Source organism: Acinetobacter sp. LT1 (assembly GCF_059800965.1).
In genome coordinates, this window is sequence record NZ_JBBAXE010000020.1 from 25,515 (window position 1) to 48,520 (window position 23,006).

The following is a 23,006-nucleotide window of genomic DNA, read 5'->3' on the forward strand; positions in this document are numbered from 1 at the left end:
TTATTTTATAAACAAAGATGCGACTTGATCTTTATCACTCACCAATACTTCATCAACTTCCGCCAAAGGCCAGTCAATTGCAAGTGTTGGGTCATTCCAAATAATGGCCCCTTCACTTTCTTTATTGTAGTAGTTTGTGGTTTTATACAAGAACTGGGTATTATCTTCTAAAGAGATAAAACCATGGGCAAATCCTTCAGGAATCCAAAACATAGTTTTGTTTTCTGCACTGAGTTCTACCCCAACCCATTCACCATAGGTTTTTGAGTCTGGGCGAATATCTACAGCCACATCCCAAACGCGACCTTGTACAACACGTACCAGTTTTCCTTGTGCATAGGGCGCGTTTTGATAGTGTAAACCACGCAACACACCTTTTTGTGACAATGAATGGTTATCTTGCACAAAAGTTGGAACTGGTAAATTTAAATCTTCAAGTGCTTGAGCAAAGCGTTGTTGGTTAAAACTTTCCATAAACCAACCACGGTCATCACCAAAAACACTTGGGTGAAGAATCAAAAGCCCTTCAATTTTAGTCGTTTCAACCTTCATTTGATTCTTCCCAAACTTTTTTCAAATATTGACCATATTCGGTTTTTTTCAATGCTTCTGCACTATCTAAAAGCTGTTCTTTACTAATCCAGCCTTGGTGGAAGCCAATTTCTTCCAAACATGCCACTTTGAAGGACTGACGCTTTTCAATGGTATAAATGAAATGGCCAGCTTCAAGCAAAGATTCATGTGTGCCTGTATCTAACCATGCAAAACCACGACCAAGTAATTCAACGTTAAGTGAGCCGTCTTGTAAGTAAGCGTTGTTAATGTCAGTAATTTCCAGCTCACCACGTGCAGAAGGTTTCACCTGTTTTGCAAACTCAACGACACGGTTATCGTAGAAATATAAGCCTGTTACTGCATAAGGCGATTTTGGTTGGGTTGGCTTTTCTTCTATACTTAGCACTTTGCCAGCCTTATCAAACTCAACAACACCAAAACGCTCAGGATCTGTCACATGATAACCAAATACCGTTGCTCCATGCTCACGTGCAGAAGCAGCCTCTAATTGATGACTAAAGTGCTGACCATGGTAAATATTATCTCCCAAGATCAAGCAAACATTGTCTTGACCAATAAACTCTTCACCAATTAAGAAAGCTTGAGCCAAACCATCTGGAGAAGGTTGCACTTTATAGCTGAGTTCAATACCAAATTGCGAACCATCACCCAAAAGTTTTTCAAAGTTTGGTAAGTCTTCCGGAGTTGAAATAATCAATACTTCACGAATACCCGCAAGCATTAATACTGAAAGCGGATAGTAAATCATTGGTTTATCATAAATCGGCAAAAGCTGTTTTGACACACCTTTAGTAATTGGGTGCAAGCGTGTACCTGAACCGCCCGCTAAAATAATACCTTTACGTTTTAAGCTCATTTGTTTAAAAGCTCCATTAATGCGCGTTTAACACCTTCTTGCCAGACTGGTAGAGTCAATCCAAAAGTGCGTTGTATTTTCTGATTATCTAATCGTGAATTGTGTGGTCGTGTTGCAGGCGTTGGGTAAGCACTTGTTGGGATCGGGTTAACCTTTTGTATCGCCAACTCTTGCCCCAAAGTACGGGCTTGTGCAAATGCATAGTTTGCGTAGCCAAACCAAGAAGTCTCACCACTTGCCACCAAGTGATAAATACCAACTTTGTTTGCGTCTGCCACAGTTTGTGGAATAGCCTGCGCAGTGATGTCAGCAATCAATTCAGCTGAAGTTGGTGCACCAATCTGATCATCAATAATTGACAATTCTTCGCGTTGTTGAGCTAGGCTCAACATAGTTTTCAAGAAGTTTTTCGCTCTTGAAGCATATACCCACGAAGTTCTGAATATTAAATAGCGACAGCCACTATCAACAATCGCTTGCTCACCCAAAGCCTTGGTTTTCCCATAAATATTTAATGGTGCAATTGCATCAGTTTCCACAAAGGCTGTTGTTCCCATACCTTCAAAAACATAGTCTGTTGAGTAATGCACCAATAAAGCATTCGTTTTCAAACAGGCTTCAGCTGCAGCTTTTACAGTTTGATGATTGACGATATCAGCTTGTTCTTGCTCAGTTTCCGCCAAATCGACAGCCGTATAAGCAGAAGCATTGACTACCACATCTGGTTGTACTGCCAAAATCGTGTCATAAATCGCCTGTGGTTGGGTCATATCACCAGACAAGCCATCTAAACCATGGCGGTCTAAAGCAATGATATCTCCTAAAGGTGCAAGAGCGCGTTGCAGCTCCCACCCCACTTGTCCATTTTTGCCAAGCAATAAGATTTTCATAGTTATCCTTGATATTGCTTGTTTAACCAAGACTGGTATTCACCACTTTGTACGTGCTCAACCCACTCTTTGTTATTTAAATACCATTCAACTGTTTTACGTAAACCAGTTTCAAATGACTCTTCCGGTACCCAGTTGAGTTCGTCTTTGATTTTGGTTGCATCAATTGCATAACGCACGTCATGGCCTGGACGGTCTTTTACATACGTAATCAGATCTTTATACTGTGTAACACCTTCCGGTTTATTTGGTGCAAGTTCTTCAAGTAGATCACAAATTGCATATACAACATCAAGGTTAGCTTTTTCGTTATGCCCACCAATGTTGTATGTTTCACCTACCACACCTTGAGTCACTACCGTATAAAGCGCACGCGCATGGTCTTCTACAAATAACCAGTCACGAATTTGCTGACCATTTCCATAAACTGGTAATGGTTTTGCTTGTAACGCATTTAAGATCATTAGTGGAATAAGCTTTTCCGGAAAATGAAATGGGCCATAATTATTTGAGCAGTTAGTCACTAATACAGGTAAACCATAAGTACGATTCCATGCACGTACCAAATGGTCTGAACTTGCTTTACTTGCTGAATATGGTGAGCTTGGTGAATACGATGTAGTTTCGGTAAATAAATCCGTTGTGCCTTCTAGGTCACCATAAACTTCATCAGTTGAAATATGGTGAAAACGGAAAGCTGCTTTCTTTTCATCGCTTAGACCTAACCAATAAGCACGGCTAGCTTCTAACATTTGATAAGTACCAATCACATTGGTTTCAATAAACGCATAAGGACCGGTAATAGAACGGTCTACATGTGACTCTGCCGCAAGATGCATAACTGCATCTGGCTGGAATGTCTCAAATAACTTATCTAAAGCAGCTCGATCACAAATGTCTGTTTGAGAAAACTGATAACGTGGATTATCTGCCACAGAAATTAAAGATTCTAAATTTCCTGCATAAGTCAGTTTATCAACATTTAATACTTCATTTTCTGTATTTTGGATAATATGACGAACAACCGCTGAACCAATAAAACCAGCGCCACCAGTAATTAAAATTTTCATACAACTACCTAAGTATAATTAATTTTCACCAAATAAATCACGAGTATAAACTTTGTCAATGACGTCTTCGAGCTCACTCACCATACGGTTTGCAATAATCACATCCGACTCTTGTTTAAAACTGTCAAAATTGGTCAAAACACGTGAGTTAAAAAATGTTGACTCATTTAAACTTGGCTCAAACACGACGACTTCAACACCTTTGGCTTTCAGGCGCTTCATCACACCTTGAATTGCAGATTGTCTAAAGTTATCTGAACCTTGTTTCATTACTAAACGATACACACCAACCACTTTGGGTTTTCTTGCCAGAATTTGCTCGGCAATAAAATCTTTTCGTGTTGTATTTGACTGGATAATTGCTCCGATCAAATTTTGCGGGACATCTTGATAATTGGCTAGCAATTGCTTTGTGTCTTTTGGTAAACAGTATCCACCATAACCAAATGACGGATTGTTATAGTGCGCTCCAATACGTGGATCTAAACCTACAGCCTGAATAATATCTTTTGAGTTTAGTCCACGTGATGCACAATATGAGTCTAACTCATTAAAATAAGCAACACGCATTGCCAAATAAGTATTTGAGAAAAGCTTTACAGCTTCTGCTTCCGTTGCATCCATTTGTAGTACATCTACGTCAGGCCTTAAACTAGCATTTTTAAATAATTTTCCAACTAATGCACCAACCTCTGAGGTATTACCTACCACAATCCGTGAGGGATGCAAGTTGTCGTACAATGCCTTGCCTTCACGCAAAAATTCCGGAGAAAAAACAATTTTTAAGACCGGAAAAGTCTCCTTCATACGCTCAGTAAAACCGACAGGAATTGTAGACTTCACCACAATAATCGCATCGCTTTTTAATTGGTTTAAATCTTCAAGCACAGATTCAATCGAACTCGTATCGAAATAATTGCTTGCTTCATCGTAATTGGTTGGTGTAGCAATAATAATGACTTCCGCATCTACATATGCAGAATTTTTATCTAATGTTGCTTTAAAGTTTGAATTATCAATCAAATATTCTTGAATAAGGTCATCATGAATAGGAGATATGCCTTGATTAAGTTTATCAATTTTTGTGGCATCAATATCGAGGGCAGTTACTTCATGTTGTTTAGAAAACAGCATCGCATTCGATAAGCCCACGTAACCTGTACCAACTACTGTTATTTTCATAAAATAACCTTTACATTTACGTTAAAATTTTTGAAAAATATTTTCTTACATATATGAAAAATGACAGTGTAAGAATTGTTTCTGTCAGCAAAATAGCACTGGCAACTCCATAAACATGCAAATATTTGACAAAGAAATAGAAATAACTGAAGTGAAAAAATAATCCTAACAGGTAATATTTTTTTAAAATTCTGCTATTTTCTGTTGGAATAATAATTAAATTAACAAGTACCATCGCCATAGACACAACAAATTGCGTCATAATCATAATACTTAATAAACTTGTGATTTTATATTCTGGTCCAAATAAAAAACTATAAATATATTTACCAATCAATAGATTGCCGACAAAGGCCACAATACTAATGCCTGCAAAAAAGATAGCAACTTTCTTTGCATTTTGAATTAACTCTTGATATTTTTTTTCATGGCTCAAAATACACATTCGACTATAATAAGCCTGTGTAACCGGAGTAAAAAGCTGTTTAATAACTACCGCCAACTTATCAGCCATAGCATACAACCCTAAAAAAGCATCACCAAAACAGAATTTCACGACTATAGGATTTAAATAGGTAAATCCCAAAGTAAAAAGTGATGCAGTAAAGTTGTGATAGCTGTCCTCTGACAGTTGTTTCATTTTATAGATAGAAAGAGATTTAAACCGAAAAGTTACTATATTTTTTCGATAAAAATAGATAATTGCTGCCAAACCAATTGAAAAACTAATTGCAACTTGAATTATCACTGCAAGCAACACATCACTTTTTTGATGAATTAACCAAAAAATTAACCCAACTGAGACAACCCGGCCAATAACAGAAAAGAAAGCTAAAACTGAGTTACGCCCAAGTCCTTGAAAAACCCATCCAGAAAGTAAAATTGTGCTAAAAGCTGAAAGAATACCTACAAATAATAAGGTTGCATCCATATGAGACAAAGGTAACAGTAACACCCCTATCCCGCCCAATACAGATACAATTAAAAAAATCAAAAACTTTGCACTTTGTACATTACTATAAAGTTCATCCATTTTTGATTTATTATCAAGACTGATACTCATTTTCTGCGCTGCTGACATATTGAAACCAAAGTCAATAAAAAAAGCAGCGAGAAAACTTACCGTTTGATAAAAGCTAACTTGTCCAAATCCTACTAGTCCTAGAATATTCGCTAGATAGGAAAATGACACCAATGGAATAACCATATTGGCAATTTGAATAATATATAAATAAAAAACTTCTTTATTTATTGTCTTACTCATAACAGACACCAAACCACAAAACTAAGTAACCGATCTTCGCCTGTTACAGTCTTGCTAAAGATTTGGAGTCTATTCGAAAATGAAAGATGACCTTGCAATAGATCAACAAAAGCTTTTTGATCCAACGAAAGCTCCATTCTCTGCATCTCTCTTTGTTGAATATATGGTAAGAAACTTCTTCTTATCATATCTACTTTTAACAATATTGTTTTATATAAACTTGCCATACGGATCTTATGTATTAAAGTAGGCTTTTCCATGCCTACAACACCTACAGTATTATTCCCATGTTGGCGATATTGAATTAAGCTTTCATCTAAATAAACAATTCTTCCCTCAAAAGCTGCAATTAGAATAATCCACCAATCATGCATCCTGAATTCTTGAGGGATAGGTTCAAATATTTGCTTTAATGAGCGATTAAACATCATGGCACAACCAGGCACATGATTGCTCAACAAAAAATCAAATGGCGTAGAACATAAATGACTTTTTGATGAAACCGCAAAATAAGAAGGTGAAAGTATGTGTAGTTTTTCATCAACAATTTGTAAATCTGAAAAAACTAATGTTGGTCTTTTTTCCACTCCCTCTTCAAATTGTAGCTTACCTAACATTTTCTCAAGTTTGGTAGGAATCCAAAAATCATCCTGATCACACAACGCAATATATGAATTTTGACAGTAAGAAAGTGTCCGAATAAAATTCCTTGAGGCCCCATTACCCCCAGTTTTTTCATGAATTTCTAGTTTGCCTTTTTTAAATAAAGAATGTGCTTCACAAATAGCTATTGTTTGATCTTTTGAACCGTCATCGCAAACATGCACAATAAAATTTTGATAAGTCTGTTGATCAAGAGAATCCAATAGCTCTGTAATATATTTTTCTCCATTGTATGTAGCTAATGCAATATCAATCCTATCTTCTAACACTTTGGAGACCTCAATCATGCAATACTTTACTTATACAGCGTGGATGGGCGCCATTAAATGCAGTACGTAAAACAAGTAATGCATCATTCATTTTTCCACCCAATATTTTTTTGAAAAATAACTTTAAAATTCGTAATTCAGCATAAGAGTAATAATATTTCAGAGTCAGTACTAAATCATATAACCTTTCTTTCTCACGCCATTCACTTATTTCTTTTTCAGCACGTGATAAAGAATGATTGATATAGCTACGAGAAGATATGTTAAAAACCTTACTTTTTTGCTCGATACAATTAATCTTTCTAAAAAAACTAAAATCCACACCATAGAGAGCAAAGTGTGAATCAAACAACTCCATTTTGTTTTCTATAAAATATAGTTTTACACCTTTAGAAATTACCAAACCTGAACCTATAGAGAATATTTCTTTTGCATTAGAAATGATCCCATCTTTTTGCTCTATCGCCCCATTTACCAAGGGGTAATATTGCACGTTATCGCTCATAGAAATGATTTTCGGCAACTCAATGTCAATCCCTTGTACGGTAAATAGCATGTTCTGATACTCAATATTAATTTCCGTATCATCATCAAATAAGACATAATAATCAGCGTCATATTGCTGGATAAAATCGTTATAAATCCAACTCAAAGGCTTATTTTGCACCTGATTTTCTAAAACAACATGGTGGTGTTTTTGTACCAATGCAGACAACACTGCACTATTTTCATCTATTACTGTAGGACCATTATTTACAATAAGTAAATAATCCAATTTTCGCTCAAAACCTAGCAAGCTTTGTATAGTCAAAGCATCTTCTAATGCTTTACCATACACAATGACTACCAACGCAATTTTATTATTATTCATATCAAATAAGATGACCTATGAACTCGTGATTACAATCTGAGATTTGACTCTTCTTTATCCAAAATATATTTCAAATCATAAAGCACATGCTTTTCTTTACCTAAAGCATGGAACTCGTCAACACTCATAGATTTAAATTGGTTATGTGCTACAGCAATAACGATCGCATCATACAAGCCTTGTTGCAGTTCTTTAATTGGTGCTAAACCATATTCGTGTTGTACTTCTGTATCATCTACCCACGGGTCATAGATGTCTAAGTCTAAATCGTATTCTTTAAGGGCTTTAATAAAGTCGACAATTTTTGTATTACGAATATCTGGACAGTTTTCTTTAAAGCTAAGCCCCATCACCAAAATACGTGCCCCAACAACTTGTATTCGCTGCTTCACCATTTCTTTAATGAGCTGTGTTGCCACATATTCACCCATACGATCATTTAAACGACGGGCAGCCAAAATAATTTCTGGATGTAACCCAATCGATTGAGCTTTATGGGTCAGATAATATGGATCTACACCAATACAGTGCCCACCGACCAATCCTGGACGATAAGGTAAAAAGTTCCACTTCGTACCTGCCGCCTTGAGCACATCTTCCGTATCGATATTTAATTTATTAAAAATAAGCGCTAATTCATTAATCAGAGCAATATTCACATCACGCTGCGTGTTTTCAATGACCTTAGCTGCTTCTGCTACCTTAATACTAGGTGCTTTATGTGTCCCCGCTTCAATAATCAAGTTATAAACGTCATCAACATAATCCGCCACTTCAGGGGTTGAACCTGAGGTGATTTTTAAAATATTAGTGACACGGTGCTGTTTGTCACCAGGATTGATACGCTCGGGGCTATAACCTGAAAAAAAGTCTTGGTTAAATTTTAAACCTGAAACTTTTTCTAAAACAGGAATACACACTTCTTCTGTTGCACCTGGATACACAGTAGATTCATATACAACTATGTCACCCTTTTTAAGCACCTGACCAATACTGGTCGATGCTTTAATTAAAGGTGTTAAATCTGGTTGTTTAAAGTCATCAATTGGTGTTGGAACAGTCACAATAAAAAAGTTACAACCTTTTAAATCATTAAGGTCAGCACTATAAGTCAATTGAACTGCTTGCTTCAGCTCCTCTGAAGAGACTTCTAAGGTATGATCTTGACCACTCTTAAGCTCATCTATACGTTTTTGATAAATATCAAAACCGACAACAGGTACTTTTTTACCAAACTCAACTGCCAACGGCAGGCCAACATAGCCCAACCCAATAATTGCTATTTTTAATTTGGCAATTTGCATACAAACGAGCCTTTTCCTTAGAGTATATATCTAATAAATCATGCTTTTGGCATTAACTGTGCAGCGTACTATATCAGATTTTTAATTACCGCCGTATGCCAATTGTATAAATGTGTTTACAACATTTATAATCAATCTTTCTCCACTTAGCCCAAACTATACATTTTTAATATTTCTACACTGTGAATACTGTTTAAAAGCCCTCCCCAGTTAAACTAAACATACAAAGCCTTGCGATTTTTCGGTGTTTTTTCATTACTTTTCAGCTAGAATCAGTTCAGCCTGCGTTTAATAGACACTTGTCACTAAGCAGTAGCCAATATCAATTAAAGATAAATACACAAAGGGTTGCGTGTGAAGTATTGCCAGTTTTTTTCTGTTCTTGCCTTGAGTTTGAGTGCCGCTAGCTGTGCGGTTACTTCCGGTTTACAAACTTATGATCTTCCAAGTGAAGGTGTTTATAAAACTGACCTCGGAACTACCGTAAATGTAGTTAAAATTTCTCAAGAAACGCTACCGGTCATTCAGCCTGCTCAAATTAACTATCAACATGACTACGCATCCTTATTTAAAACTCAACAACCTATTTATCGTTTAAGCTCAGGTGACGTTCTTTCTATTCAGCTCTGGGCTTATCCAGAAATTACCCCTCCGCTCAATAACATTAATAATGAACAGTCAACTCAATCAAATGGTTATCCAATCGATCAAACGGGTTATATTCAATTTCCTTTAGTTGGCCGCTACAAAGCTGCTGGTAAAACGCTTGCTCAAGTAAACCGTGAATTACGTGGTCAACTTGCCCGATTCTTAAAAAATCCGGATGTTATAGTTCGTGTAGTATCTTATGAAGGACAGCGCTTTTCTGTTCAAGGTAGCGTCACAAAAGGTGGGCAATTTTATTTAAGTGACCAGCCTGTAAGTATATATACTGCATTAGGTATGGCAGGTGGAGTCACCACTACGGGTGATAACACTTATATTCAACTCGTTCGAAATGGTCGGACCTATAATCTAAACACAATTGATTTAGAAAAAGCTGGCTATTCACTTCATAAGCTACTCGTTCAACCCAATGACACCATTTATGTCAGCACACGTGAGAACCAAAAAATTTATGTCATGGGTGAAGCTGGAAAAAGTCAAGCTTTACCAATGCGCGATCAGGGTATGACTTTAAGTGATGCTCTCGGGGAAAGTTTAGGTATTAATCCAGCTTCTGGTAGTGCAAGTAAGATCTATGTAGTGCGTACTAATCCAAATGATTATACCACTGAAATTTATCACTTAAATCTTTTAAGTATTGGTGATTTTGGTCTAGCGAATCAATTCAAACTACGTAGTAATGATATTGTCTACGTTGATGCGACTGGTTTAACACGTTGGCAACGTGTAATTAACCAGATTATTCCTTTCTCAAATGCTTTATATAACATAGACCGTTTGGGACAATAATATTATGCAAATTAAAAATATTTTAGTCGTATGTATTGGAAATATCTGTCGTAGTCCTATGACAGAGTATTTGTTAAAACAGCAATACCCCCAACTAAATATTGAATCTGCTGGTATTTCTGGACTTGTAGGTCATCAAGCAGACAGTAAAGCACAACTTTGTATGCAACGCTTAGGCATCGATATGCAACCACATATTGCCCGTAAACTTAATGCTTCGCATATTAAAAAAGCTGACCTTATTTTGGTCATGAGTCACAATCAGCAAAAGCATATTGAGCAGACTTGGCCCTTTGCAAAAGGTAAAACCTATCGCCTAGGCCACTGGCAGAACAAAAATGTGCCTGATCCCTACCAGCACGATCAAGTTGTTTTTGATGAAACTTTCCAACTCATTCAGCAGTGTGTGGCTGATTGGAAACCTTATATTTAACGTATAGATTTTTAAGCATATGAACCAACAGAATACTAATACCGAAGATACAATTGACTTAAAAGAACTGTTTTTTTCGCTGATCGCTCAGTGGAAGCTTATTGCTCTATGCGTTATTTTAAGCGTTGTATTTGCTCTACTCTATTTACGCGTAACGCCAGATACCTATTCGGTTGATGCTTTGGTCCAAGTTGAAGACAGTAAAGGGGCTTCTGCTGCACTTTTAGGTGATTTGTCGCAAATGATTGAGCAAAAATCACCAGCGCAAGCTGAAATTGAAATTTTAAAATCTCGCTTGGTTCTAGGCTCTGTCATTAAAGAGTTACATCTAAATATACAAATTTCCAGTACAGAAGATACGCTTACTCACCGATTATTAAGCGACACAGAATATAAAACCGAGTACACAAAAAAATCGGTTTTATTTCAAGATAACCTTAAAAGTTTTGAAGTGCGTGAATTTGAAGTTCCGAATTATTATCTAGACAAAAACTTACTTCTTAATTTTGATAAACAATCTTTAACTTTAACTGACCCAGAAACTGAAGAGGTAATATTAACAGTTCCGTTGAACCGGGCTAACCATGTTACTGGGCCACATGGACTCTGGAAGGTTGCAATTTTTGCCAAAGATCAACTTGATGCGACCTATAATATTACTAATTTGTCCTTACCTGCTGCTGTAAATTCACTTAGCGTAAATTATTCTGTCGCAGAACGTGGCAAACTTACAGGTGTTTTAGGTCTAAATTATCAAGGTCAAGATAAAGAACATATTACTAAAGTTTTAAATGCAATTCTGGCAACTTATAGTGCACAAAATATTGAACGTCGTTCGGCTGAGTCTGCTCAAACTTTAAAGTTCTTAGATGAACAACTTCCAGATCTTAAAAAGCAATTAGACGATGCAGAGCGTCAATTTAATAAGTTCCGTCAACAATACAACACAGTTGATGTCACTAAAGAGTCTGAGTTGTACTTAACTCAAAGTATTACTTTAGAGACCAAAAAGGCTGAGCTTGAGCAAAAGCAAGCTGAGATGGCGGCAAAATATACTGCTGAACACCCTGCAATGCGTGAAATTAATGGGCAGCTCGCTGCTATTAATAAACAAATTGGTGAGTTAAATAGCACCTTAAAACAACTACCTGATGTGCAACGTCAATATTTACAATTGTATCGTGAGGTAGAGGTAAAAACACAGCTCTACACAGCGCTTCTCAACTCGTACCAACAACTTCGTATCGCCAAAGCAGGTGAAATAGGCAACGTACGTATTGTTGACACTGCAGTCGAGCCAGTTAAGCCAATTAAACCAAGAAAACTGTTAGTTCTTATTTTATCTTTATTTGTGGGCGGTTTTATTGGAACACTAGTCGCCCTACTACGTAATATGTTACGTACAGGCATTAAAGATTCTGGGCAAATTGAAAATGAGTTGGATTTACCAGTCTATGCAACCGTACCACGTTCTCCAATTCAAGAAAGTCGTATCAGGATTTTAAAGAAAAAGAAGAGTATTCCTATTCTTGCAGTTAAAAATAGTGATGATATTGCAATTGAAAGCTTACGTAGTATCCGTACCGCGATTCACTTTGCATTAGCAAATGCAAAAAACAATATCATTATGATTGCTGGCCCTTCACCAGAAGTTGGTAAATCGTTTATTTCAACCAACCTTGCAACTATTTTTGCTCAAAGCGACAAGCGTGTATTACTCATTGATGCCGATATGCGCCGTGGTTATATGCATAAATACTTCGATGTAGATGTTAAGCCAGGTCTTTCTGAGTTATTGAGTGGACAAGCTGATCTACAAAAAGTTTTGCATAAAACTCAAGTTGCTAACCTTGATGTGATTACTCGCGGTAAGAGTCCAACAAATCCTTCAGAGATTTTAAGCTCTAACCAATTTAAAGAACTACTTGAACAACTACAAAGTCAGTATGACCACATCATTATCGATACTCCACCAGTACTTGCAGTAACCGATGGTATTATTATTTCGCAATATACAGGCGTGAACTTAATTGTTGCGCGTTATGCTAAGTCGCAAATGAAAGAGCTTGAATTAACGCTTAATCGCTTTGAACAAGCAGGTGTTAAAGTCAACGGCTTTATTCTTAACGATATTCAACGTGCGAGCGCGGGTTATGGTTATGGCTATAACTATGCCTATGCTTATAAAGCACAAAAAGAAGATTAATCGTAAAGTGATAAAAAAACCGGATCAAATGATCCGGTTTTTTATTTAAGATTTTTTTAAGTCTATCCCTACTAAAACTAACTAAAATATATAAAAAACCACTCGTTTTTTTTCTTAAACATTCTATGCTTAAGCATGCTAAGATCAAAAGCAGCTTTTTTAGACTCAAATGATTATTTTTGGAACCTTTTATGAGTAAAGCCTTACCCATTGCTGTCGCTGTAGTTTTAGGCGGTGCTGCACTTGTACCAGTTTATTATGCAAGCCAACATCCGACCACAGAAGTCGGAAGCAAAGCAAATAAAAATGCCTCTCCAATTGAAAAAATCAGTTATGTTCTTGGGTACGAAGTTGCTCAGCAAACTCCACCTGAACTTGACACAAAATCATTTGTGAAAGGGATTCATGATGCTCGTAATAAGCAACCAAGTGCTTATACTCAAGAAGAGTTAAAAGCTGCTGTTGCTGCTTATGAAAAAGAATTGCAGCAAAAAATGCAACAACAAGATAAACCACAGCAAGCCGCTGGTGCAGCGTCTGAATCTGCAGATGTTCAATTCCTTGCAGAAAATAAAACAAAAGCTGGTGTAAAAACTACAGCGTCTGGTTTGCAATACATCATTACTAAAGAAGGCACAGGTAAACAACCAACTGCGCAGTCTATGGTTAAAGTACATTACGAAGGCCGATTAATTAATGGTCAAGTATTTGATAGTTCGTATAAGCGCGGTGAGCCTGTTGAGTTTCCTCTCAATCAGGTTATTCCAGGCTGGACTGAAGGACTTCAGCTCATGAAAGAAGGTGGTAAAGCGACGTTCTTCATTCCATCTAATCTTGCTTATGGTCCTCAGGAACTTCCTGGTATTCCAGCAAACAGTACGCTGATTTTTGATGTAGAACTCATTTCAGTGAAATAAAAACATTCAGGAGAGTAAAACAGTACTCTCCTTTTTTTTGGAAAACGGCATGAAAAAAATTGGTTTAATTATTGCAACATCAACAATGAGTTTATCTGTTTTTGCTGCTGCACCTATTACAAATAAAAGCTCGGCGAAAGAACAGTTTAGCTATAGCTATGGCTATTTAATGGGCCGTAATAATACTGATGCTCTAACAGATCTAAATCTTGATATTTTTTATCAGGGTTTACAAGAAGGTGCTCAGAACAAAACCGCACGCTTAACTGATGAAGAAATGGCGAAAGCGATTAATGATTATAAAAAAACTTTAGAAGCTAAGCAACTTGTTGAATTTCAAAAAATAGGACAACAAAATGCTCAAGCAGGTGCTGCATTTCTTGCTGATAATGCAAAAAAATCGGGCGTAATCACGACTAAATCAGGCCTCCAATACCAAGTATTAAAAGAAGGTACAGGTAAAAAACCGAAAGCTGTATCACGTGTTAAAGTGAATTATGAAGGTCGTTTACTCGACGGAACTGTATTTGACAGCTCAATCGCACGTAATCATCCAGTTGAATTTCAGCTTAGCCAAGTGATTGCAGGCTGGACTGAAGGTCTACAAACCATGAAAGAAGGCGGTAAAACTCGTTTCTTTATCCCTGCAAATCTCGCTTACGGTGAAGTCGGTGCAGGTGACACGATTGGTCCGAATAGCACTTTAATTTTCGATATTGAATTGCTGCAAGTTTTGCCAAAATAAATGTATTAGTATAAAAAAAGCGATCATTTAAGATCGCTTTTTTTATTTTTAGTGTTTTAAATCTCTAGGTCGAAAACCCGTAAAGATTAAACCGATCAGGTAAGCAATTATCCCAACTACGCATAGCCCTACGACTTCGGCAACACGTAACCACTGTGAAAGCTCTCCGTTATACCAATTGAGCCCAAACCAAAGCGCTGCAATCATAGCGAGGTTTGCTAAACCATATTGAAGTCCTAATTTCTTCCAATGCGGACCAAATCGGAAAATATTACGCTTATGCAAATAGAAGTAGAGTAAACCAGCATTTACTAACGCTGAACCTGAAGATGCTAGTGCAAGTGCCATATGTTCTGCATGCCAATCAATAAGCTTAAAGAAACCAATAAATACAACGTTTAAAATTGCATTAGCTGCGACCGACATTAAGCCTACGCGCACTGGTGTTTTTGTGTCTTGTTGTGCATAGAAACCTGGGGCGAATACTTTAATGAGCATGAAAGAAATTACACCAGCACTCATACATTGCAATGCTAGAGCTGTCATTTGTGTATCACGTAAATCAAACTCACCACGCTGGAATAATGCTTGAATAATCGGTGTTGAAAGCATAAATAAAGCAATACTTGCCGGTAATCCTACCAATACAATGACTTTTGCAGCCCAGTCGATCATACCGCGGAACTTTGCTTGATCCTGCTCTGCATGACGGGCAGAAAGCGAAGGCAAAATTACTGTACCAATCGCAACCCCAATTAAACCTAAAGGTAGCTCAGTCATGCGTTCAGCACTGTAGAGCCAAGACACTGAACCATCTTGCATGAAAGATGCCCAAATCGTATTTAGCAATAGGTTAATCTGAGTCACCGATACACCAAATAATGCTGGAAGCATTAATTTTAAAATACGCTCTACACCCTCATGTTTAAAATCAACTTTAGGTGGAATCAGTAGGTTTTTACGCCACAATTCAGGAATTTGTATCGCTAACTGTAATACCCCAGCCGCAACAACTGACCAGCCTAATGCTTTGATTGGCTCAGCCATATACGGCGTAAGCCACCACGCTCCTGCGATCATCGCTACATTTAACAAAACTGGTGAAAAAGCTGGTGAGGCAAACGAACCATAACTATTTAAGATGCTGCTAGCAAAAGCCGTGAGCGACATAAACATTAGATATGGAATAGTCAAACGGAACATGCTGACGGCTAAATCGAACTTTTCTGGATCACTGTGGAAGCCCGGTGCGTACATATAGATGATTGCAGGTGCTAAAACCATAGCCACAAAAGTGAGTAAGGTCATAACTGTTAGCAAACAGCCAAATACCCGACTAATTAAAATCTGTACTTCAGCGTGTGCTCGACCCGTTTTATATTCAGTTAAGACTGGGATAAAGGCCTGAGAAAAGGCGCCTTCGGCAAATAGTCGTCGAAAGAAGTTGGGAATACGAAAAGCGACGACGAAGGTATCAAAATCTTTACCTGCACCAAACACGTTGAGCAATACGACGTCACGCACGAGCCCTAACACTCGTGACAACATCGTCATTGCACTGACAATAAAAGTCGATCGCCACAATGCCATCGCACTCACCTACAGCTATATTCGAAAGACGCTATTGTAATGAAACTAGAAAATCTTTTCGTTGTGAAATGATGAATGAACTCAAGTTTTTTTCTGTGCTAACAGTTGTCTAAAGTGTTGCCATTTAAAATAAGGCCCCGGATCGGTTTTTCGGCCTGGTGCAACATCCGAATGCCCTGCAATATGGTTTTTAATTTCAGGATAAGCCTGACGGATAGCGGTAACAACGTCAGTTAATACTTCATATTGTACATCTTCAAAAGGTAAATCATCGCTTCCTTCAAGCTCAATACCAATTGAATAATCATTGCATTCAACTTTGGCTAAGTAGCTTGAACGCCCTGCATGCCATGCTCTGTCGTTAAAGTTAACAAACTGTAGGACTTCACCTGTTCGTAAAATTAACAGGTGTGTAGAGACTTGCATACCTTCAATAGTCTGAAAATAAGGATGAACTGACCAATCTAACTTGTTTTGAAAAAACTGCTCAATATATCCCCCTCCAAATTGAGACGGCGGCAAGCTAATATTATGAACCACAATCATTTGAATTTCGGTGCCAGTCGGACGCTGGTTAAAATTTGGAGAAGGGATTTGTCTCGCCCCTTTTAATTGTCCATCTATAACTTCATACGGTGTGATTTGCTTCATTGAGACGCCAATAAATTGCTTGCCAATTGTTTTAGTTTAAAACAGTTATGTGCTTTTCAAAGTAGTAAATGCGATTGTTTATCGCGATTAATCTCATAAAACAGCTTATTTTTCAGGTCGACGATGCTAATATATCGCAAGTTTTAGGGTCATCGACAAAATGGAAACCGTATGAGCATACCTCAGTCTTTGCTTGAACAATCAATTCAAATCAATATTCAACAAGCATTACAAGAAGATATTGGGGACGGTGACATTACCGCCATGCTCACCCCAGAAGATGAACAGGCTACCGCAACCATTATTAGCCGCGAAGATATGGTCTTAGCTGGACAACCGTGGGTTAATGCGCTCATCTCAGCTTATGACAATAGTGTTCAGGTGACTTGGCTAAAACAAGAAGGTGAACGTGTTGCTGCAAACGAAGCCTTTTTAAAGCTTGCTGGTTCTGCACGTAGCTTACTGACTGTAGAGCGCCCTGCTTTAAACTTTATTCAAACTTTGTCTGCTGTTGCAACAAAAACTGCTGAATATGTTCAACATCTTGAAGGTTTAAATACAAAACTTCTCGATACACGTAAAACTCTACCAGGCTTACGTATTGCACAAAAATATGCGGTTGCTATCGGGGGCGGACAAAACCATCGTCTTGGCTTATTTGATGCGTTCTTAATTAAAGAAAACCATATTATGGCAGCGGGTGGTATTGCTCAAGCAATCACCAAAGCACATCAAATTGCACCGGGCAAGCCTGTTGAAGTCGAAGTTGAAACTTGGGATGAATTAAACCAAGCACTTGAAGCTGGGGCGGACATTGTCATGCTCGATAACTTCAGTCAACAGCAAATGATTGATGCCGTAAAACATGTAGCAGGTCGCTGTAAACTCGAAGCCTCTGGCAATATCACTATTGAAAACTTGCGTGAAGTTGCCACCACTGGCGTTGACTATATTTCTATGGGCGTTCTGACTAAAGATGTTAGAGCTGTTGATTTATCTATGCGTTTTAATGCTTAGATAAAATCTGCGTCATTATTGGTATTTTTTTGCGACTTGGTCATGTCTGCCGCTTGTGTTTTTTGCCACGCTGACTGAGTCGCTTGTGCCCCACTATCACGTGGATCGGCCGCCATTAAAACAAATGTAACTACTGCTAATAATACAATAAAACCTTGTAGCATAAATTTTCCCCATTACTTTAAAAAAATTCAGGGTTTCAAGGTAAAAGATAAATATGTCCAGGCTTAGGAGATTCTGTTACAAAAGGTAAGTCTTTATTTTTATTATTCATCTATACGACAATATTTTACGCATAAAGTTTTATATCAACAGCCTAAACCCTGCATTTACTATCGTGACAGGTGACATGGATGTCACCGTTTCTCTGTGTTATATAGAAGTAACATCAGAGAAACAGAGGTTTTTGTCACTTTTGACCTTTCAAAAGTGAGGAAGCCTATACAACATCTATTTGAATTTCATGTGATATAAGGCCGTGCTTTTTTATCAAAGTCATCTAAATGGACTTTAAATAACAATTCCAATTCAGGCTATATAACTTAAGACTCTAGATAACCCATATATGGATCAGAAATTGAATCTTCTTGAGTTTCAATACGTCCTGCAAAACGACGGCTAAACGTAGCATCATCAGCTAATGTCACAGTAAAGTCATACCAGCCACCAAATTCAGACATATCCCAAACTAATTCTTTTTCAGAACTGTTCGTTTCAATCGCCCATGTCTTGTTTGGAAGATAAGCATTTGCTTTGACTGTGAGCTTGACTGACTTATTACCATCATGACGCACTTTTAAATACAAATTCGCATCACACTCTTCCACACATACTCTAATTTCCGGTAAAGCTTGAGTCTGATTAGCTTGACTTAAATTACCTTTAAACGCACGGTGAAAACCATTTGGTCCAAGTACCCATAAATCATACTGTCCATTTGTAGCATTCCATACATCATCGAGCTGTTTACCCGCCTCAACCATATAACGACGTGGAATAGCCGTAAGATCTAATCGGTTATAGACATGGAAAACGGCTGCCTGTTTACCTGTATTAGAGAACATCAATTTAACTATTTTTTGAGTGGTATCGACTTTGGCACTGGTGTGTAAAATATATGGCAAAGCACGTGATGGCCTAATTCCCATTTCCTGCTGAGGAAATTGCTGCTGGCTCGGAACAGGAACTTGTGGCAATAAAGCTTGAGCAACACGAATCGCATCGGCTTCGGCTTTGGTTTTCTTCCCATCTAGTTCAGCAACAGGCAGAACATTCGGTGTTTTAAAATTAAATGCCGTCGTTAAATCACCACATACAGCACGGCGGTAAGGGCTAATGTTAGGTTCTTGCACACCAAAGCGTTTTTCCAAGAACTGTAAAATAGAAGTATGGTCAAAGACTTGAGAATTTACCCATCCTCCACGGCTCCACGGCGAAATCACATACATTGGAACTCGTACACCTGGTCCATACACTCGACCATCTGGCTGAGGTTGAGATTTTGAAGTCGCTACTGCTGGATGGTTAAAGTACTCATAAGACACTTGCTGATCGTTTAAAGTCGTTTTTCCATATACAACACCGTTTAAATCTTTAGACGGTGCACTTGGTGAAGGGACATGGTCAAAGAAACCGTCATTTTCATCGAAGTTCACCAATAAAACGGTTTGGCTCCACAACTCAGGGTTCTCAGTTAATGCATTTAATACTTCCTGAATATACCAAGCGCCTTGTACAGGACTAGATGGCCCCGGATGTTCACTGTAAGTTGCAGGAGCAACTAACCAACTCACTTGTGGTAATTTACCTTGTGCAATATCAGCTTTAAAAGTTCCTAAAAAACCACCGTCCGGCATGGTATTGGCAATACCTTTGTAAAGTGGTTGAGTCGCATCAATCTTTTCATCGTATGCTGGACACGTTAGCGTGTCGTTACTGACAGGTTGACCAGATTGCTCATTTGCACGGCGATACTGTTTGAAACCAGCTAACGGGTTATCGGTAAAGTTATCTGGCATATTTTGATAGACTTTCCATGTTACGCCAGCCTGCTGTAAGCGCTCAGGATAAGTCGTCCATTCATAACCTTCTGTTGATGCCCCAATCCCATCAAATTCATTTACAACACTCGCAACACCTGCACCTGTAGGACCATTAGTTCCAGTCCAAATAAACTTACGGTTTGGGTTGGTCCCAGCATGCATAGCACAGTGGTAAGCATCACAAATGGTAAAAGCATTCGCTAAAGCAAACTGATATTCGACTTCTTGTTTTTTATAGTAGCCCATCGACTGTGGTTTTTTATAAGCGACCCAATCACTCATACGGCCATTGTCCCAAGCTGCTTGGCCATCAGACCATGAGTGAGGTGTACCTGAAACACGCTGAGCATTTCCTAAACGACTATCTAAATGGTAAGGCAATACTTTCTTTTTATTCGCATCATATTGTTCCCAAACCTTTCGGCTTTCCGTCATTGGAATTGTAAAACGATCACCAAAACCACGTACACCTTTTAATGTTCCGAAATAATTATCGAAAGAACGGTTTTCCTGAGTCAAAATCACGATGTGTTTAACATCTTGAATAGTTCCACTTTCAACTTTGGCATCAATAGCTAAGGCTTTTTGAATACTCAGCGGGAAACTCGCTAAAGCAGCTGTCCCAAACATGGTTTTTGTAGAGTTTAAAAGAAATTCGCGACGATTCATTAGTTCTATCCTAGTTCTTATTATGGTGCACAGTGCATTTTGCAATTACTGGTGGGCGGTGTTGTTGGCGATGAATTATCTGAGTCGTTATCATCGTTACAAGCACTGAGCATGAGTGCTAAAGAGGTAATTAATAAAAGTGAAAGTTTTCGCATTGGTTTTTTCCAAACGGTTTAAATGCGAACTACTAATAAAGCGTTAAAGTGACAGGCACGTGATGTTTTTATGTCGATTTGATGAAGGCATAAAAAAACGCATCCAAAGATGCGTTTTTAGAAAGCGTAAAATTACCAGCCTAAAGCTTCTTGTTGCTTTTTAATGAGCTCGGCAATCCCTTTTTCAGCCATTTCTAGCATGGCATTGCTTTGAGCGCGGGTAAACGGTTTATCTTCGGCAGTACCTTGAATTTCAATAAACTCGCCAGCTTGTGTCATTACTACATTTAAGTCAGTTTGACAGTTCGAGTCTTCTTCATAGCAAAGGTCAAGCAACACTTCGTCTTGATACATACCGACAGAAATTGCAGCAACCAACCCTTTAAGAGGATCATGCTTAATTTTCTTTTGAGACAATAAAACATTCATCGCATCAACCAATGCTACAGCAGCACCAGTGATTGAAGCAGTACGAGTACCACCATCTGCCTGAATCACGTCACAGTCGATGGTAATCGTGTTTTCACCGAGCTTTTTCAAATCAACCATCGCACGTAAGCTACGGCCAATCAAACGTTGGATTTCTTGAGTACGACCAGTTTGTTTGCCACGAGCCGCTTCACGGTCACAACGTGAATGGGTTGAACGCGGTAACATGCCATATTCTGCCGTTACCCAGCCTTGGCCTTGGCCTTTTAAAAAGCGTGGCACTGAGTTATCAATGCTTGCAGTACAAAGGACTTTGGTGTGACCAAATTCGACCAGCACAGAACCTTCAGCATAACGGGTGTAGTTTCGTGTAATTTTCACTTCACGTAATTGGTCTAATGCACGTTGGTCAATACGCATAATCCTTCCTAACTTATCTTAAATACAAACTTGGGCATAGTATAGCAAAGGATTTTGACAGGTTGAGTTTATTCCCTACTTTCAAATGTAAGTCTGTAAGTTTCATAACTCAAAAATAAAAATAGCCCCTAAAAAGGAGCTATTTTTAATTAACTGAGATTAAGCAAATTTGAATTTTGCTTTTAACTTTTCTAATGTCTGCATCACTTTTCCAGTGGTATGGTTTGGCAGTGAACATTTCGCTAAACGTACCCATACACTCCAGAACTGACGCATAAAGTTCGCTTCGTTATAGTTAATGCCATATTCTGCGCAAAGTGCCTTAATTTTCGGTGCTACTTCTTTATAGCGGTTGGCTGGCATATCTGGAAATAAATGATGCTCAATCTGATGGCTTAAGTTACCACTCATAAAATGCAGCCATTCTGTACCACTAAAGTTACTTGAACCACGAATCTGGCGTAAGTACCACTCTGCCTTAGTTTCGGTATCAGTATTATCAGGCTCAAACGTTTCTGCATCTTCAGTAAAGTGACCATTAAAAATCACAGCAGATGACCACAAGTTACGAATAATATTCGCAACTACATTGCCTGCAAAAACCGGTAAAAACATAGGACCAGAGATCACAGGGAAAAACACATAATCTTTTAAAATTTGGCGCGTTGCTTTTTTACGGACCTTAGCCGCATCTTTCCACACCTGTTTCCAGCTTTTGGTTTTATAAACTAATGCATCTTCAAGATGTAGATTTTGTACACCTACATACCATTCAAAGAAAAACATTAACTGTAGAGCCAAAGGAATATTAAATAGGTGACGAGGTTCCCACTTCTGTTGATCACTTACTCGCAAAATACCATATCCGACATCGTGGTCTTTACCAACAATATTGGTATAGGTGTGATGTACATAGTTGTGTGTTTCACGCCAGTCATCACCAGAGGCAATGGTATCCCAATCATAGGTATTACCATTCAGACTTGGTTCATTTAACCAGTCAAACTGACCGTGCATAACGTTATGACCAAGTTCCATGTTTTCTACAATTTTAGAAATACCCAGTAAACCTGTACCCAATAACCAGACAGGAGGAATCCAGCCACCAAACATCAACATGCCACGTGATGCGATTTCGGTATATCGAACAAAATTACGTACTTTATAGATATATTTTGCATCTTGCTCACCAAGACTTTGCATAACGTCTTGACGAATCTGCTCAACACGGCGACCAAACTCTTCAGTCTGTTCAGGTGTTAAATGAGCAGATTTAGAAACAGTAGAAAATTCTAATGCCATATTCATAGGGTTAATCCTCTTTAATTCTTT

General features: G+C 38.1%; 22 protein-coding genes. 6 read left to right on the forward strand and 16 right to left on the reverse strand.

The genetic code is table 11. The annotated features are described in order from the left end of the window. From rfbC to tviB, 9 genes are read right to left on the reverse strand one after another with little or no spacing between them, the layout of a single operon-like run. The gene (rfbC, locus tag WBW42_RS16325; RefSeq protein WP_017400311.1) at window positions 1–552 is read right to left on the reverse strand and encodes a dTDP-4-dehydrorhamnose 3,5-epimerase; all 552 of its coding nucleotides are present in this window, start codon (window positions 550–552) and stop codon (window positions 1–3) included. Next, on the reverse strand, window positions 542–1,432 hold the full coding sequence (rfbA, locus tag WBW42_RS16330) for a glucose-1-phosphate thymidylyltransferase RfbA (protein WP_016802687.1): 891 nt from the start codon (window positions 1,430–1,432) through the stop codon (window positions 542–544). Before rfbA ends, rfbC begins: the two co-directional genes overlap by 11 nt. Continuing rightward, window positions 1,429–2,322, reverse strand: coding sequence for a dTDP-4-dehydrorhamnose reductase (gene rfbD / locus WBW42_RS16335; protein ID WP_017400310.1), 894 nt, complete (start codon window positions 2,320–2,322; stop codon window positions 1,429–1,431). The genes rfbA and rfbD overlap by 4 nt, the downstream gene beginning before the upstream one ends. Before the next feature lie 2 nt (window positions 2,323–2,324). Then, window positions 2,325–3,392: a dTDP-glucose 4,6-dehydratase gene (gene rfbB, locus WBW42_RS16340; protein WP_032070572.1), complete on the reverse strand. Its 1,068-nt coding sequence runs from the start codon at window positions 3,390–3,392 to the stop codon at window positions 2,325–2,327. 18 nt (window positions 3,393–3,410) lie between these two features. Continuing rightward, entirely contained in the window at window positions 3,411–4,574 is a 1,164-nt protein-coding gene (locus tag WBW42_RS16345; protein ID WP_016802684.1) for a nucleotide sugar dehydrogenase, read from the reverse strand. Between the two features lie 16 nt (window positions 4,575–4,590). After that, the gene (locus WBW42_RS16350; RefSeq protein ID WP_002120719.1) at window positions 4,591–5,838 is read right to left on the reverse strand and encodes an oligosaccharide flippase family protein; all 1,248 of its coding nucleotides are present in this window, start codon (window positions 5,836–5,838) and stop codon (window positions 4,591–4,593) included. Beyond that, window positions 5,835–6,770 carry a glycosyltransferase family 2 protein gene (locus WBW42_RS16355; protein ID WP_032063258.1) on the reverse strand — a complete coding sequence of 312 codons (936 nt, stop codon included), beginning with the start codon at window positions 6,768–6,770 and terminating at the stop codon, window positions 5,835–5,837. The genes WBW42_RS16350 and WBW42_RS16355 overlap by 4 nt, the downstream gene beginning before the upstream one ends. A gap of 10 nt (window positions 6,771–6,780) precedes the next feature. Then, entirely contained in the window at window positions 6,781–7,641 is an 861-nt protein-coding gene (locus WBW42_RS16360; protein WP_032070571.1) for a glycosyltransferase family 2 protein, read from the reverse strand. Window positions 7,642–7,670: 29 nt separating this feature from the next. Next, window positions 7,671–8,945, reverse strand: a complete 1,275-nt coding sequence (tviB, locus tag WBW42_RS16365) for a Vi polysaccharide biosynthesis UDP-N-acetylglucosamine C-6 dehydrogenase TviB (RefSeq protein ID WP_032070570.1) — start codon at window positions 8,943–8,945, stop codon at window positions 7,671–7,673. 354 nt (window positions 8,946–9,299) lie between these two features. Here tviB and WBW42_RS16370 point away from each other — a divergent pair, with 354 nt between their 5' ends. From WBW42_RS16370 to bamJ (WBW42_RS16390), 5 genes are all read left to right on the forward strand, one after another. Next, window positions 9,300–10,400, forward strand: a complete 1,101-nt coding sequence (locus WBW42_RS16370; protein ID WP_002120808.1) for a polysaccharide biosynthesis/export family protein — start codon at window positions 9,300–9,302, stop codon at window positions 10,398–10,400. A 4-nt stretch (window positions 10,401–10,404) separates the two neighbouring features. Continuing rightward, window positions 10,405–10,833 (forward strand): low molecular weight protein-tyrosine-phosphatase, encoded by a 429-nt coding sequence (locus WBW42_RS16375; RefSeq protein WP_002120825.1) that lies wholly within the window; start codon window positions 10,405–10,407, stop codon window positions 10,831–10,833. Window positions 10,834–10,852: 19 nt separating this feature from the next. Further along, window positions 10,853–13,039, forward strand: coding sequence for a polysaccharide biosynthesis tyrosine autokinase (locus WBW42_RS16380; RefSeq protein ID WP_163114357.1), 2,187 nt, complete (start codon window positions 10,853–10,855; stop codon window positions 13,037–13,039). Window positions 13,040–13,230: 191 nt separating this feature from the next. Continuing rightward, window positions 13,231–13,956, forward strand: a complete 726-nt coding sequence (gene bamJ / locus WBW42_RS16385) for a BamJ family beta-barrel-assembly machinery protein (protein ID WP_009387700.1) — start codon at window positions 13,231–13,233, stop codon at window positions 13,954–13,956. A 49-nt stretch (window positions 13,957–14,005) separates the two neighbouring features. Continuing rightward, window positions 14,006–14,701: a BamJ family beta-barrel-assembly machinery protein gene (gene bamJ / locus WBW42_RS16390; protein WP_025464203.1), complete on the forward strand. Its 696-nt coding sequence runs from the start codon at window positions 14,006–14,008 to the stop codon at window positions 14,699–14,701. A 48-nt stretch (window positions 14,702–14,749) separates the two neighbouring features. Here bamJ (WBW42_RS16390) and murJ read toward each other — a convergent pair whose 3' ends face one another. Then, window positions 14,750–16,300, reverse strand: a complete 1,551-nt coding sequence (murJ, locus tag WBW42_RS16395; protein ID WP_170825815.1) for a murein biosynthesis integral membrane protein MurJ — start codon at window positions 16,298–16,300, stop codon at window positions 14,750–14,752. Window positions 16,301–16,372: 72 nt separating this feature from the next. Continuing rightward, window positions 16,373–16,942, reverse strand: coding sequence for a 1,6-anhydro-N-acetylmuramyl-L-alanine amidase AmpD (gene ampD, locus WBW42_RS16400; protein ID WP_016802679.1), 570 nt, complete (start codon window positions 16,940–16,942; stop codon window positions 16,373–16,375). 171 nt (window positions 16,943–17,113) lie between these two features. On the opposite strand from ampD, the gene nadC reads away from it, so the two are divergent. Then, on the forward strand, window positions 17,114–17,959 hold the full coding sequence (gene nadC / locus WBW42_RS16405) for a carboxylating nicotinate-nucleotide diphosphorylase (RefSeq protein ID WP_045126664.1): 846 nt from the start codon (window positions 17,114–17,116) through the stop codon (window positions 17,957–17,959). Here the strand turns inward: nadC and WBW42_RS16410 are convergent. The 5 genes from WBW42_RS16410 to WBW42_RS16430 form a co-directional block, all read right to left on the reverse strand. Then, entirely contained in the window at window positions 17,956–18,123 is a 168-nt protein-coding gene (locus tag WBW42_RS16410; RefSeq protein ID WP_000938939.1) for an ABZJ_00068 family colistin stress protein, read from the reverse strand. The two genes, nadC and WBW42_RS16410, sit on opposite strands and share 4 nt — an antisense overlap. A 378-nt stretch (window positions 18,124–18,501) precedes the next feature. Further along, window positions 18,502–20,670, reverse strand: a complete 2,169-nt coding sequence (locus tag WBW42_RS16415; RefSeq protein WP_032070568.1) for a phosphocholine-specific phospholipase C — start codon at window positions 20,668–20,670, stop codon at window positions 18,502–18,504. Window positions 20,671–20,690: 20 nt separating this feature from the next. Then, window positions 20,691–20,825 (reverse strand): hypothetical protein, encoded by a 135-nt coding sequence (locus tag WBW42_RS16420; protein WP_255787789.1) that lies wholly within the window; start codon window positions 20,823–20,825, stop codon window positions 20,691–20,693. A gap of 132 nt (window positions 20,826–20,957) precedes the next feature. Further along, window positions 20,958–21,674 (reverse strand): ribonuclease PH, encoded by a 717-nt coding sequence (gene rph / locus WBW42_RS16425; protein ID WP_002120794.1) that lies wholly within the window; start codon window positions 21,672–21,674, stop codon window positions 20,958–20,960. 159 nt (window positions 21,675–21,833) lie between these two features. After that, window positions 21,834–22,976, reverse strand: coding sequence for a fatty acid desaturase family protein (locus WBW42_RS16430; protein ID WP_080777080.1), 1,143 nt, complete (start codon window positions 22,974–22,976; stop codon window positions 21,834–21,836). Window positions 22,977–23,006: the final 30 nt, after the last annotated feature.

Bases quoted from the DNA above. Each gene is read 5' to 3' on its own strand.
- WBW42_RS16410 (WP_000938939.1), bottom strand. From the start codon at position 18,123: ATGCTACAAGGTTTTATTGTATTATTAGCAGTAGTTACATTTGTTTTA.
- WBW42_RS16360 (WP_032070571.1), bottom strand. From the start codon at position 7,641: ATGAATAATAATAAAATTGCGTTGGTAGTCATTGTGTATGGTAAAGCA.
- WBW42_RS16350 (WP_002120719.1), bottom strand. From the start codon at position 5,838: ATGAGTAAGACAATAAATAAAGAAGTTTTTTATTTATATATTATTCAA.
- rfbA (WP_016802687.1), bottom strand. From the start codon at position 1,432: ATGAGCTTAAAACGTAAAGGTATTATTTTAGCGGGCGGTTCAGGTACA.
- bamJ (WP_025464203.1), top strand. From the start codon at position 14,006: ATGAAAAAAATTGGTTTAATTATTGCAACATCAACAATGAGTTTATCT.
- ampD (WP_016802679.1), bottom strand. From the start codon at position 16,942: ATGAAGCAAATCACACCGTATGAAGTTATAGATGGACAATTAAAAGGG.
- WBW42_RS16430 (WP_080777080.1), bottom strand. From the start codon at position 22,976: ATGGCATTAGAATTTTCTACTGTTTCTAAATCTGCTCATTTAACACCT.
- WBW42_RS16420 (WP_255787789.1), bottom strand. From the start codon at position 20,825: ATGCGAAAACTTTCACTTTTATTAATTACCTCTTTAGCACTCATGCTC.
- rfbC (WP_017400311.1), bottom strand. From the start codon at position 552: ATGAAGGTTGAAACGACTAAAATTGAAGGGCTTTTGATTCTTCACCCA.
- tviB (WP_032070570.1), bottom strand. From the start codon at position 8,945: ATGCAAATTGCCAAATTAAAAATAGCAATTATTGGGTTGGGCTATGTT.
- WBW42_RS16345 (WP_016802684.1), bottom strand. From the start codon at position 4,574: ATGAAAATAACAGTAGTTGGTACAGGTTACGTGGGCTTATCGAATGCG.
- nadC (WP_045126664.1), top strand. From the start codon at position 17,114: ATGAGCATACCTCAGTCTTTGCTTGAACAATCAATTCAAATCAATATT.
- rph (WP_002120794.1), bottom strand. From the start codon at position 21,674: ATGCGTATTGACCAACGTGCATTAGACCAATTACGTGAAGTGAAAATT.
- bamJ (WP_009387700.1), top strand. From the start codon at position 13,231: ATGAGTAAAGCCTTACCCATTGCTGTCGCTGTAGTTTTAGGCGGTGCT.
- WBW42_RS16380 (WP_163114357.1), top strand. From the start codon at position 10,853: ATGAACCAACAGAATACTAATACCGAAGATACAATTGACTTAAAAGAA.
- WBW42_RS16415 (WP_032070568.1), bottom strand. From the start codon at position 20,670: ATGAATCGTCGCGAATTTCTTTTAAACTCTACAAAAACCATGTTTGGG.
- rfbB (WP_032070572.1), bottom strand. From the start codon at position 3,392: ATGAAAATTTTAATTACTGGTGGCGCTGGTTTTATTGGTTCAGCGGTT.
- rfbD (WP_017400310.1), bottom strand. From the start codon at position 2,322: ATGAAAATCTTATTGCTTGGCAAAAATGGACAAGTGGGGTGGGAGCTG.
- WBW42_RS16375 (WP_002120825.1), top strand. From the start codon at position 10,405: ATGCAAATTAAAAATATTTTAGTCGTATGTATTGGAAATATCTGTCGT.